Source organism: Streptomyces sp. UF-297, from assembly GCF_058245575.1.
In genome coordinates this window covers 95,429-107,818 of the sequence record NZ_JBSIBZ010000014.1, presented here as the reverse complement: position 1 = coordinate 107,818, position 12,390 = coordinate 95,429, and the positions used below count along the sequence as shown (strand labels likewise).

General features: G+C 71.1%; 9 protein-coding genes. All 9 read left to right on the top strand.

The features are described 5' to 3' along the window. Position 1 precedes the first annotated feature (1 nt). The 9 genes from AC4IJH_RS11400 (at position 2) to AC4IJH_RS11360 (ending at position 12,257) form a co-directional block, all read left to right on the top strand. Positions 2-478: a GPW/gp25 family protein gene (locus tag AC4IJH_RS11400; RefSeq protein ID WP_490851486.1), complete on the top strand. Its 477-nt coding sequence runs from the start codon at positions 2-4 to the stop codon at positions 476-478. After that, positions 465-2,414 (top strand): putative baseplate assembly protein, encoded by a 1,950-nt coding sequence (locus AC4IJH_RS11395; RefSeq protein WP_490851485.1) that lies wholly within the window; start codon positions 465-467, stop codon positions 2,412-2,414. Before AC4IJH_RS11400 ends, AC4IJH_RS11395 begins: the two co-directional genes overlap by 14 nt. Positions 2,415-2,610: 196 nt before the next feature. Then, on the top strand, positions 2,611-3,255 hold the full coding sequence (locus tag AC4IJH_RS11390; RefSeq protein WP_490851484.1) for a hypothetical protein: 645 nt from the start codon (positions 2,611-2,613) through the stop codon (positions 3,253-3,255). A gap of 249 nt (positions 3,256-3,504) precedes the next feature. Beyond that, positions 3,505-4,626 carry a discoidin domain-containing protein gene (locus AC4IJH_RS11385; RefSeq protein ID WP_490851483.1) on the top strand — a complete coding sequence of 374 codons (1,122 nt, stop codon included), beginning with the start codon at positions 3,505-3,507 and terminating at the stop codon, positions 4,624-4,626. Beyond that, positions 4,623-6,083: a COG1470 family protein gene (locus AC4IJH_RS11380; RefSeq protein ID WP_490851482.1), complete on the top strand. Its 1,461-nt coding sequence runs from the start codon at positions 4,623-4,625 to the stop codon at positions 6,081-6,083. The genes AC4IJH_RS11385 and AC4IJH_RS11380 overlap by 4 nt, the downstream gene beginning before the upstream one ends. A gap of 17 nt (positions 6,084-6,100) precedes the next feature. Continuing rightward, entirely contained in the window at positions 6,101-6,754 is a 654-nt protein-coding gene (locus tag AC4IJH_RS11375; protein WP_490851506.1) for a Pvc16 family protein, read from the top strand. Then, a complete protein-coding gene (locus AC4IJH_RS11370) occupies positions 6,751-8,724 on the top strand; it encodes an ATP-binding protein (RefSeq protein ID WP_490851481.1) in 1,974 nt (657 codons plus the stop codon). Before AC4IJH_RS11375 ends, AC4IJH_RS11370 begins: the two co-directional genes overlap by 4 nt. 75 nt (positions 8,725-8,799) lie before the next feature. Beyond that, positions 8,800-11,382, top strand: coding sequence for a hypothetical protein (locus AC4IJH_RS11365; RefSeq protein WP_490851480.1), 2,583 nt, complete (start codon positions 8,800-8,802; stop codon positions 11,380-11,382). Positions 11,383-11,735: 353 nt separating this feature from the next. After that, positions 11,736-12,257, top strand: a complete 522-nt coding sequence (locus tag AC4IJH_RS11360) for a hypothetical protein (protein WP_490851479.1) — start codon at positions 11,736-11,738, stop codon at positions 12,255-12,257. Positions 12,258-12,390 lie beyond the last annotated feature (133 nt).

The following is a 12,390-nucleotide window of genomic DNA, read 5'->3' as shown; positions in this document are numbered from 1 at the left end:
GGTGTCCGAACTCTTCATCGGCAGGGGCTGGTCCTGGCCGCTGGGCGTGAGCCCGTCCGGCGGCGTGGCGATGGCCGAGGGCTTCTCGGAGGTCGAGCAGTCCATCCGTCTGATCCTGGGGACGGAGCCCGGGGAGCGCCCGATGCGCCCGGAGTTCGGCTGCGCCATCCGCGACCAGGTCTTCGGCTCCTTCGACGCCTCCACCAGTGGCGCCATCGCCCAGGAGGTGGGGCGGGCGCTGGACCGCTGGGAGCCGCGGATCGTCGTGGACGAGGTGGATGTCGTACAGAGCGCGGACGAGCAGGACGTACTGCGCATCCACGTCGGATACCACCTGGCCGGCACCAACAGCCGGCGCAACCTCGTCCACCCCTTCTATGTGATCCCCGCGCACGGGAGTGGCCGGGAGTCCTCCCCGGCGACCCGGGAACTCCCGCAGGCGCCCGACCGAGAAACCGATAGTGATGTCACTGCCTAGCCCGAACCTCGACGACCGCCGCTTCCAGGACCTGGTCGACGACGCCAAGCGGTTCATCCAGCGCCGCTGCCCCGAGTGGACGGACCACAACGTCTCCGACCCGGGCGTCGCGCTCATCGAGGCGTTCGCGCAGATGGTCGACCAGCTCAGCTATCGCCTGAACCAGGTGCCCGAGAAGATCCACCTGGACTTCCTGGACCTGCTGGGCATGAAACTGACGCCACCTCAGGCGGCCACCGTGGAGCTGACCTTCTGGCTCTCGGCGGCGCTGGAGACGGCCGTACGCGTACCCTCCGGAGCCGAGGTGGCCACCGCGCGCACCGGGCACGGACCGGCCTGTGTCTTCACCGTCGACCGCGAACTGGACATCGTGCCCAGCGAGTTCAAGCACATCGGCACCGCCGAGGCGGGGCGCGGCGCGGTCCTGGTCACCGAGCGCTTCACGGCGGGCGAGAGCCTCGCGTGCTTCTCGCACCGGCCCGCGCCCGGCGACAGCCTGGTGATCGGGCTGACCGAGGCCGTGCCGCGCTGCGCGGTGGCGCTGCGCGTGGACTGCTCGCTGGACGGGGTCGGCGTGGACCCGCGGCGCCCGCCCCTGGTGTGGGAGGCGTGGTGCGGGGAGCGGTGGCTGCCCTGCGAGGTGGACAGCGACTCCACCGGCGGCCTCAACCGGCCCGGCGAGGTCGTCCTGTTCGTCCCCGAGGGCCATGCGATCTCGCTGATCGGCCGCCGCCGGGCCGGCTGGCTGCGCTGCCGCGTCCTGGAACCCGCCGCCGGGCAGCCCGCGTACTCCGCCTCGCCGCAGATCAACGCCATCGAGGCGTTCACCGTGGGCGGCACCACGACCGCCGTGCACGGCGAGGTGGTCACCGGCGAGGAACTGGGCACCTCCGACGGCACCCCCGGGCAGAGCTTCGCCCTGGAGCGCACCCCCATCGCCGCGGGCTCACTGCGCACCGTGATCACCGAGGGGGCCGGTGGCCGCCAGGACTGGACCGTAGTGGCCACCTTCGCCGACTCCGGGCCCGCGGACCGGCATGTGACGGTCGACGAGGTCGCGGGCGAGGTGCGGTTCGGCCCTTCGGTACGCGATGTGGACGGCACCGTACGCCAGCACGGTGCCGTACCCGAGATCGGCGCGCGCATCGCCGTCGCCGCGTACCGCAGGGGCGGCGGCCGCGCGGGCAATGTCGCGGCGGGCGCACTGACCGTGCTGCGCACCCCGCTCGCCCTCATCGGGCGGGTCGACAACCGCGTGGGCGCGGTGGGCGGCGTCGACGCCGAGTCGGTGGCCGGGGTCAAACAGCGCGCCGCGCAGTGGCTGCGGACCCAGGAGCGGGCGGTGACGGCCCGCGACTACGAGGTGATCGCGGGCGCCGCCTGCCGGGAGGCGGGCCGGATCGAGTGCGTGGCGGACACGGACCCCGGGGGCGGCACGCTCGTACGGGTCCTGATCGTCCCACGGGTGCCGGACACCCAAGAGGACGAGAACTGGCGGGAGTTGGTGCCCTCGCGCGCCCTCCTGGACGCGGCGGCCGACGCCGTCGAGGCGGCCCGCCCGCTGGGCACCCGCGTGGCGGTGAGCGGACCCGCGTACCAGGGCGTGACGGTGGTCGCCGAGATCGAGCCGGTACGCGGCGCCGACGCGGAAGCCGTCCGCACGGACGTCCTGCGCGCGCTGCACACCTTCCTCAGCCCGCTGCCCGCCCAGGACGGCAGCCGGGCGGGCTGGCCGCTGGGGCGGGCGCTGCGGATGAGCGATGTGTACGCGGTGGCGGCCCGGTGCCCCGATGTGGAGGCGGTGAACAAGGTCGAGCTGTACGCCGCCGACCTGGCCACCGGCGAGCGGCAGCCCGCCGAGAAACGGATCGAGGTGGGGCCGACGACGCTCTTTCTGTCCTATCGGCACCAGGTGGCGGTGAAGGCGCGGCGGTAGGGCGCGGCCTCGTACACGCGCCGCCCGCCGCCCGCCGCGCGGATCCGCCGTAACGAAGCCGCCACCCGCCATCGGCCCTCCGACCTCCGACATCTGCGCTCCGCCCTCTGACCTCCGTCATCCGCTGTCGGACATCCGCGATCCGCCAGCCGACATCCGTAATCCGACCTCCGCAATCCGTAGAAAGGGGGACACCATGCGCGCACCGCGCGTTAGCGCCCACAGGCGCCCGGCCGTCGAGCCCGAGGAGGTGGCCCCGCCGCCTCTCGTGCCCGGCAGCCGCTCGCTGCGGGCGATGCTGCCCGAGAGCTACCGCGAAGGGGACTTCGCCGACCGCTTCATCGCGGGCTTCGATGACACCCTCGCGCCCGTCATCGAAACCCTGGACTGCCTGGACGCCTACTTCGGGCCGCGCACCGCACCGGCCGACTTCCTGGAGTGGACGCTGCGCTGGATGGGCACCGAACTGCCCGACGCCGTCGACGCGGCGGGACGTCGCAACGCCCTGCTGCTCGGCCGCAGGCTGCACGGCCTGCGCGGCACCCGCGCGGGGCTCGAACTCCTGGCCCGCGAGGTGCTGGACGCGCGGGTGGTGATCGCCGAGTCCGGCGGCACCTGGCGCGGCCCGAGCCCACAGGAGATCTTCGCGGGGGACGGCGCCGCCGCGGCGGCCTGGGCCGACATCCGCATCGAGCTGTCGCCCGCGGCGGCTGCCCGGTGCGCGGGCCGCACCCAGGAGATCGAGGCACTGGTACGCGACTGGGTTCCGGCGCATGTCTCCGGCCGGGTCGTCGTCACGCCCGCTGCGCCGAGCCCCGAATCGCCGGGGGAGGTGGTCTGATTGGCGGGTCTGTACGGGGACGGCGGCGCGCGTGGCCCGGGCGGGGCGGGTGGCGCGGGCGGCCGGGAGATGTGCGCGGGCTGCGGGGCTCCGGCCGACGGCGGCGAGATGTTCTGTGTGTCCTGCGGCGCCTATCTGGGGTGGGATGACACCGGGGCACGGGCGGTGGTCAGGGAACAGCCGCCTGTTGCCGGGCAGTCGGGCGCGGGTGGGGTGCCGGGTCCGGCTGGTCCGTCGGGCGCAGGTGGGGTGCCGGGTCCAGCCGGTCTGTCGGGCGCGGCAGGTCCGTCGGGCCTGTCCGGTCCGTCGGGCGCGGCCGCGCTGGAATCCGTACCGTCCCCCTGGCCGGATCTGCCGCGCCCGCAGCAGTACCGGTCGGTGTATCCGTCGGACCCGCTGAACTCGCCGAGTCGGCCGCCGCGCCACACCACCGAAGCGGCCCACCCGGCGGAAGCCGAGTACCCGGCGGGGGCTGCCCATCCGACGGAGGCTGCCCACCCGGCGGAGTCCGCGTACTTGCCGGGAGCCGCGGAGTCCGCGTACCCCACCGCCCGGGACACCCCGCCGCACACCGCCCCCTACACCTCGTACGCTCCACCCCCACCCCTCATCCCCTGCCCCGACTGTCACATCCACAACGACGAAACCCGTACGTACTGCACCCCCTGCGGCGCCGTACTGCGCCCCGAGCCCGAGCCGGAGCAGCTCACCCGCCGCCAGCGGCTGCGCAAGCAGTGGGAGGAGCGGCCCCGGCCCTGGCACCTGGACCGGCGCTGGTGTCTGCTGCCCGCCGCGCTGCCCGTGTTCTTCGCCTTCGGGCTGTCGACGGGCTGGTCGATCGAGGCGGTACGCGGCGTGATCCCCGCCGTCGAGGACCGCTTCTCCGACCAGGTCGCCACGGCGCCGAGCAAGGTCGAGGCGACCAGCGAGGCCAAGGGGTACGAGGCGGGCAAGGCCGTCGACGGAGTGGACAACCAGGCCTGGGCGCCCGGGCCGCACGGGCAGGGCGCGGTCGGACAGTCCCTGACGGCCACGTTCCAGCAGCCGTTCCGGCTGACGGGGCTCGTCATCCTCAACGGCGCGTCCAAGAAGCCCAAGGAGTACCTGGCGGGGGGGGGGGGGGGGGGGGGGGGGGGGGGGGGGGGGGGGGCCCCCCCCACCGCCTTCACCGCGATCGCCGTCACGGCTTCCGGCAAGACCGAGCGCAAGGAGCTGCGCCTCGCCGACCAGCCGGGGCCGCAGGACTTCCGGTGGGGCGTGGACGACGTCGTGTCGGTGGAACTGCGGATCGACGGGGTCCACGCGGGGCCGCAGCCCGACGCACCGGTCGCGCTCGCTGAAGTGCAGTTCTTCACCAGGCAGGACACATGACGCTCCGAGCCGAACTGGTCGTACCGGACGGCGCCGTCGTACCGGGCGACACCGTGAACACCGACCTCCACGTCTGGAACGAAGGCCGCATCGTCGACGCTTACGAGCTGACGCTGCTGGGGCCGCCGGGGGAGTGGGGCGAGCGCAGGCTGGGGCAGCTGCCGGTCTACCCCGGCAACCACGAGAAGATCAAGGTTCCCATCGCCGTGCCCCGCAGCGGTGAACTGGAGCCGGGGAGGCTGCCGTTCGCGGTCCGGGTGGCCTCGGTGGAGGACCCCTGCGCCGTCGCCGTACCCGAGGCCGAGCTCGACATCGGTACGTTCCGGGATCTGGAGACGGAGCTCACCCGCCCCCAGGTGAGCGGGCGGATCTTCGGCAGCAACCTCATCACCCTGCGCAACACCGGCAACACCTCCATCAGCGTGCGCCTGCGCACCGCCCCGGAGGACGCGAAGGCGCCACTGCGCTCGCGGCTGCGCCGTACCCGTGTGGTGCTCGGCGTCGGCGACCGGGCGCGGATCGGCGTGCTGCTGCGGACCGGCAAGCCGGTGGCGGTGGGTACGGCCGAGAGCTGGAACGTCAAGGTCAGCGCCGAGTGGGACGGCAGCGAGGTCCGGGAGAGCACCTTCGCGTACCGGCGGCGCCCGTTCCTGACCAAGGGGAGCCTGAAGGTGGCGACGCTGCTGGTCGCGGCGGCCGTCGCCGGGGTCGCGCTGTGGATGTCCCCGGTCGGCGGCGGCACCCGTACGGGTCAGACGCAGAGCGCCGAAGGGCCGCCGCAGCTGGAACAGGTCAAGGCCGCCGCCGCCAAGGCCGAGCAGGAGGAGAAGAAGAAGGGCGAGGCCGAAAAGAAGAAGGAGGAGGACGAGAAGAAGAAGGAAGAGGAGGAGAAGAAAGAGGCCGAGGAAGACAAGGCGCCGAAGAAGAAGTCGCTCCAGCGGGCGCTGTTCGTCCAGGCGAAGAGCGGCGGCACGGGCGCCGGCAAGAGCAGTCAGTACACGGTGGAAAAGGGCTACCGGCTCAAGCTGACCGCGGTGCAGATCACCGCGGCGGGCAACGGGACGCTGCTGCTGAGCGCCGGCGGCCTTCCGCTGGGCAGCATGGCGCTGGGTCAGGCCAAGGACATCGTCCCCAAGTCCCCGGTCGTGGTGCAGGAAGGCGAGACGGTCACGCTGACCGTCCAGTGCGCACCCTCGACCGTCCCCCAGCCCTCCGGCTCCCCACCCGCCTCATCGTCCCCGCCACCCGCGGGGCAGTCCGCGGCAGACGGCAGCTGTACGGCAACGGCGCTGGTGACGGGCGAACTCATTCCCAACAAGGGGCCCTTTTCCAAGGACTCGACGGACCCCAAGGACCCCAAGGACCCCAAGGACCCCAAGGACTCCAAGGGCTCGACAGATCCCAAGGACTCCAAGGGCTCCGCGGGATCGTCGGGTTCTCAGGGCAACAAGGCGTAGGAGGCGGACCGTTGAGTGTGGTCCAGCGGGTCGACGAGACCCTCGAAGAAGAGCTGACGCGCGGCCCGCTGCGCACGGCGAACATCCAGGTGTCCTTCGAGACCCCCGACGCGGACTGGTCCGCGCGGCGCTCCGGCCCGTGCGTGAACCTCTTCCTGTACGGCATCGAGGAGGACACCTCCCGCAGCCAGTCGGGCGGCGTCAGCGTCATCGACGAACAGGGCACAGTGGTCGGCTACGGCAGCCCCCCGCGCTACTTCCGGCTCGCCTACCTGGTGAGCGTCTGGGCGCAGTCGGTCCAGGACGAGCACCGGATGCTCGGCACGCTCCTCGAATGGTGCGTCCGCACCGAGGAGCTGGTGCTGCGGGCCGCGGGGGAGGGGGACGGTACGCACCTGTCGCTGGGCCTGCGGGAGGCGGGTGACGGTTCGGAGAGCGCGGCCTCGCGCCTGTGGTCGAGTCTGGGCACCGCCGCCAGGCCCGTACTGGATCTGTCCGTGACGGTGCCGCTGAGCAAGCCGGCCGAACAGAGCGGACCGGCGCCGGTCAAGGGGATGGGGCTGCGGGCGCGGCAGTTGGGGGACTCTGAGGCGGCCCGGCCGGGAGCCGCCCGTACGTCCACGGAGCCCGGCGCCTCCCGGCCCCGCCGCAATGTCGAGGAGATCGCATGAACGACGGCCTGCTGCAGGACCGTCTGGCCGTCGTCGAGAACCGGCTGCGGCTGCTGTACGCACAGCGCACCGCCGATCTGACGGATGCCGGAGGAATGGTTTCCGACGACCCGTCAGGACTGTCGGGAGGTGCCGGTCAGGGGAGCGGATGGGATCCCGGCGGCTATCCGGATGGCGATCAACTGATAGGTCTGGCAAGGGAGTTCATGCTGGACGAAGCAGAGGTTGATCTGCTCGTCTGTGCCGTGCTGCCCGAACTCAGCCCCGTCTGCGGCGCCGCGTACCGCATGCTGACCGGCTCGGCGCACTCCTCGCGGCCCACCGTCGCCGTCGCCCTGGAGGTCCTGGGAATCGCCCCGGCCGAGGGGATGGCGCGCGGGCTGCTGCGGCCCGGCTCCCCGCTGCTCGCCGGCGGTCTGATGGCGTACGAGAACCCCGAGGCGACCTATCCCGAGCGGCTGCTGCGAGTGCCGGACCGGGTGCTGAGCCACCTCGTCGGCGAGGGGTGGCGAGCGGGGGACGTGCGTGCCGTACGGGAGGCCGTGGCACAGACCTGCGGGCGCCACCTCCAGCCGCTGCCTCAAGGGGCGCGGGTGGCGGAGCCTTCGGTGCGCGACGCCCTCCTGAGGGATGACGTGTCCCGCGACGGAATCACGTACGTGCACGAGAGTGCCAACGGGCCTGCGCTGCATGCCATGTGTGGCGTACTGAGGGACGCGGGCCGGCTTCCGCTCCTGATCGATCCGGATGAACTGGACGATACATCGGCCGATTTCGCGGACATGGTCATACGGGAGGCCCGGCTGCTCGGCGGCGCCGTCATCGTCCCGGTCTTCCTGGAGGCGGATGCCCCGGCCGCCGCGGCGCTACGCCGCTTGATCATGGGCCTGTCCGCCGCGCCGCTGCCCGTGCTGCTGTACGGGAGCGCCGCCTGGGACGCGGACGCGTGGGGTACGACGCCGGCGGTCACGGTCGATGTCAGGCACCTCCCGCAGCGGGCGGCGGACCCGGCCGACGCGATGGCCCCAACGGGCGCGGCCGCCTGTCTCGTACCGGAGCGCCTGTGCTCCACCGCGGCCCCGGCGCTGGACCGGGCCCGCAGGCACGCCGCGCTGAGCGCTCGCGGTCTGGCGCCCGACGAGGCCCGGCGGATCGCCCACGACTGCGCCCTGCGCGACCTCGGCCGCTTGGCACGGCATGTCCAACCGGACGTGAAATGGGACGACTTGGTGCTGCCGGAGGCGGTGCGCGAACGCCTGGACGCCCTGACCTTCCGCATCAGGCACCGGCGGCGCGTGCTGGAGGAGTGGAACTTGCGCCGCGGTGGCGGCCGGGGCAAGGGTGCCACCGCACTGTTCGCGGGCGAGTCGGGTACGGGAAAGACGATGGCCGCCGAAGCGGTCGCCGCCGAACTGGGTGTGGACCTCTACATCGTCAGCCTGCCGACGGTGGTGTCCAAGTACATCGGGGAGACCGAGAAGAACCTGGAACGGATCTTCTCCGCCGCGGAGTCGCTGAGCGGTGTGATGCTCTTCGACGAGGCGGATTCGGTATTCGCCAAGCGCGGCGCCGTACGGGACTCCAACGACCGTTATGCGAACCTGCAGAGCGGCTATCTGCTGCAACGCCTGGAATCCTTCGACGGCCTGGCCATCCTCACCACGAATCTCCGCTCCAACATGGACACGGCCTTCACCCGCCGCTTCGACGAGGTCATCGAATTCGAGAGCCCGGGGCCCGATGTCCGCGCACGGCTCTGGCGTGCGTTCCTCGGCGCGGAACTCGCGGACCGCTGTGAGATCGACCGGCTGGCGGACCGGTTCACGCTGGCGGGCGGCGGCATCAGAGCCGGTGTCGAGACGGCGGCCTTCGCGGCAGCCGCCGAGGACCGACAGGTCTCGACCGAGGATCTGCTCAAGGGAATCGAGGTCGAGTACCGCAAACTCGGCCGCCTCTTCGACGCATTGTGACGGCCTGCTGAGCATCTTCCGGTCACCTTCCGACGGCCTTCCGAACACCGGCGCTGACGACGACAGGAGTGGGGCATGGAACAGGAAAAGCCACGCCACAAGAAGAAGAGCCCCGCGGCGAGCACGCAGACGACGGCACCGACGAGTGCGGCGTCGCGCTCCTCGATCGAGACGGGAATTCCCGCGGCGCCTTCGGCCCGGGACAATGCCGCCATGTCCGGCTGGGTGAATGCCGCCATGTCCGGCTGGGTGAATGAGGGTGCCTCGACGTCGAGCGCACACCGCACCAGTAGCAGTTCCGTCATGCGCAGCATCGGCAACGACTACCGGTACATGGCCGACGCGCAACTCGCCTCCTCCGAGCCCGTCAAGCGCTACGGCGAAGTGGGCGCTCGGGCGGAGGAGAACATCGCGCACCTGCAAAGGGGGCAGGAAGAGATCAATCGCCAACTGGTCGCCGACGCCGCGGAGATGATCAAAGAGGGCAAGCGGATCGTCAAGGAGATCGACAAGGAGCACAAGCAGGAACAGAAGGCGGCAGGCGCCGAGGCGTACTCCCGCCTCAAGGACTACGCCCTCGCACAGGGCCACACCACGCCCCGCACCCACAAACCCCTGGACGCTCAGGCCGCGCAGCACCTGGCCGACCACTTCGAGGCCAATGAGCAGCGGGCACGGGAATCCAGCGCCGAGAAGGCGGTCGCCGACGCCGTACGGAATGCGCAGAAGGACGCCGAGATCGCGGCCAAGTACGCCGAGCGGGAGCGGCGCAACGCCGCATGGGAGGCGGCGCATCAGGAGCGGCGCGCCGAACTGAACCAGGAGTCGGAGCGGAGCTGCGCCGCCGCACGGGAGAAGCAGAAAGAGCGCCAAGCAGCCGCCATGCAGACGGAATTGGCGCAGGCGTCCCGACGGCAGGAGCAGTTGTCCCGCGAACGGCACGTCAGGGAGAACGCGCCGATCCCGCACCTCCTGGTGCAGACCGGGGAGCATCTGACCCGTGCCCGGCACCGCTCCGGCGAATACGAGAGCGCCAAGCGCGACACCGTCGGCACGCTCCTCCAGCGCCTCACCGGCCCCGGCGAGCACACGGCGAAGGATTACGCGGGTGAGGGCCTCTCGCAGGAGTGTCTCGGCCTGCACGCGGACTTCTCGGCGATGAAGGAGCGCCTTGGCACCCCGGAGACCAACCCGATGGGCAGCGCCGAGGACCTCCGCTACCGAAACCGTATCGGCGACAGAAATCCGGGACTCCACGCCGACGCTCTCACGACGAAATTCGAGAAGGCCGAGTCGGCACTGGACCCCCTGCTGTGCAGGGCCCGCGAAATGGAGACCGATCCGCTGCTGAAACTGACCGACCGGGAGCAGGAGGCGTACGAGGAGGAGATCGCGGCGGAACTCGTCGCGGAGGGAGTGGCGAGCCCCACCCCCGAACAGATCGTCATGCGCCAGCTCGAAAGGAAGCTGGTGGAACTCGCCGGAACACCACAGGAGTCGACGGTCCGCGACAGGCTGGAGAGCATCCGCCACCCCATCTGGCACGCCCCGGCCTACTTTCCCGTCCCGGTGGGCGTGAGCCCCGCCGACCTCCCGGAACAGCAACGGCATCTCGTACACCGGTCCAACGTCCAGGTCGAAGTGCACGACGGGGAACGCTGGGTCCGTGTCTACCAAGTGGTGTACGCGCCCGCGAAACCCGGGAGCGGCCACAAGGACGTACGCCAGAGCAGCGCCGAGAACCGTATCGAGCTCGTCAACCAGCAAGGGACGGCATGGATCAATGCCGGGCAGCCGTGGCGAGCCCTGCACTACATGCGCACCTACCGAGCGCAGGCCCTGGCATCGGGAAAGCCTCTCTCGACGGAGAACGGCCGGCCGCTCATCCGCTCCTGGCTCGTCCCGGAACAGACCTATGGCGACATCACCTCCACGGCCATCGGTGAAGGCCAGGCGGGCGTGCTGGGAGAGCGCTCGCTCAATGTGGATGTCAATGCCGCGGCCGACCAATACGGCGTCAGGGGTGAGGACATCGCCGCCCTGGAACGCCATTCCCGTCCCGGGTCCCTGGTCACGTACGCCATTGCCCCCGACGCCTCCGCATCCGGATCGGGCGCTGAATCCGGCACTGGCACTGGCAGTGGTACCGGCTCGGGCTCCGGCTCCGAGAACGCGTCCGTACGCCCCCTGGACGACCTGCTCTCCGACATCGGGCTGCCTCCCGCCCGCCACTTCCCGGAATTCTCCGTGGCGAGCGGCCCTGGCCCCACTCTCTCCCTCGTCCTTCCGCTCAGCGGCGACAACAGAATGCAGAACGACGCGGCGCAGCAGGCCCATCGCGCCTGGCTCACCCATCTGCTGGACCACTGGTCGACCGAGACGGCGCAGCGCCACTCCCTGGGCGACCCGACATACGAACAGGTGCAGCGGGCGGCCACCTATACCTCCATGCCCGGCTACATCCGGCAGGGCTACGAGGAAATGCAGCACGAAGCCCTGCACTCCGCCAACCCCTCCCGCACGGCAAAGGAATTGGAACGCCGGGAGAAACAGTCCAGGAAGAAGCAGCAGAAGGGCAAGCCCTCGCCGGAGGAGATAGAGCGGCTCCGCAAGGAAAAGGGACGAGGCGGCGGAAAGCCCGGGGGACGGCTGCTTTGAGCCGATCGCGACCGGTCCCTGGGCAGGGCGGGCGCACGCTGGATCATGCGGTACGCGGCGAGAACTGGTCGGTGGCGCCGAAGAGTTGGCGGAAGGGACGGACGGGGCGGCCGTACGCCCCGAACGCGCCGTTCCACTAGCGCGGCTTCGCCGGATCGAGGAGTGGCCGCAAGATCCTTTCGGGTGCGGCCCCACCCCTCCTTCCGCGATCCGCAGTGCGGTCAAGAAGGGGAATGAGACGGCTTGTCGGGGTGGGTGTGGTTCGAGTGGATCGGGCAGAACGCGCCATTGCCGTGTGGCGGGCGGCATGAGGGGTAGACGCGTTGGGCGTGTGCTTCGTAGCGTCCCTGCCCATGCGAATCACTCAGCTCAGACGTTTCGGTCTCGCCGCCGTCCTCGCCTTCGCCCTCGCCCTCTTAGGCCTCGGCCAGACGGCCACCGCCGCCACCGCCAACGCCGCGCCCGACCTGGCCTTCACCGTCGACAAGCCGACCGCGACGCCCGGTACCACGGTCAATCTCACGATGACCTTCACCAACAACCAGAGCACGGACATCTGGTTCGTCTACCAGTCCGTGCAGCCGACCTGGGCCACCACCCAGCGTCCGGACCTGAAGTACACCTTCGGCACCTGCGCCGGCACCGGAGTCAGCTGCACCGGCAGCGGTACCACCACGCTCGGTGTGAACTACCAGGTCCCGGTGCCGCCCGGCACCAGCCGCACCGTCACGATCCCCGTCCAGATCGCCGCCGACTCCGGCTGCAACGGCAACATCGCCTGGTACTCCTACGTCTACTACGAGTTCAACGACGGCACGGAGCACAAGGACGGCACCTTCAACACCCCGACCACCCGGGTGACCTGCGCAGCCTGAGCGCCGACCGGCGCCGCGCGCCACGGAAGGCCACACTGCCTGCCGGCCGATCCCTCCCCGGGGTCGGCCGGTTCCGTGTGCGCCGCGAATCTCCCCCGAACGGCCACGAATCCGCCCTGGCAGTCGGCCAGTT

Coding starts and splice junctions, on each gene's coding strand:
- AC4IJH_RS11395 (WP_490851485.1), top strand. CDS start 465: ATGTCACTGCCTAGCCCGAACCTCGACGACCGCCGCTTCCAGGACCTG.
- AC4IJH_RS11390 (WP_490851484.1), top strand. CDS start 2,611: ATGCGCGCACCGCGCGTTAGCGCCCACAGGCGCCCGGCCGTCGAGCCC.
- AC4IJH_RS11380 (WP_490851482.1), top strand. CDS start 4,623: ATGACGCTCCGAGCCGAACTGGTCGTACCGGACGGCGCCGTCGTACCG.
- AC4IJH_RS11370 (WP_490851481.1), top strand. CDS start 6,751: ATGAACGACGGCCTGCTGCAGGACCGTCTGGCCGTCGTCGAGAACCGG.
- AC4IJH_RS11365 (WP_490851480.1), top strand. CDS start 8,800: ATGGAACAGGAAAAGCCACGCCACAAGAAGAAGAGCCCCGCGGCGAGC.
- AC4IJH_RS11360 (WP_490851479.1), top strand. CDS start 11,736: ATGCGAATCACTCAGCTCAGACGTTTCGGTCTCGCCGCCGTCCTCGCC.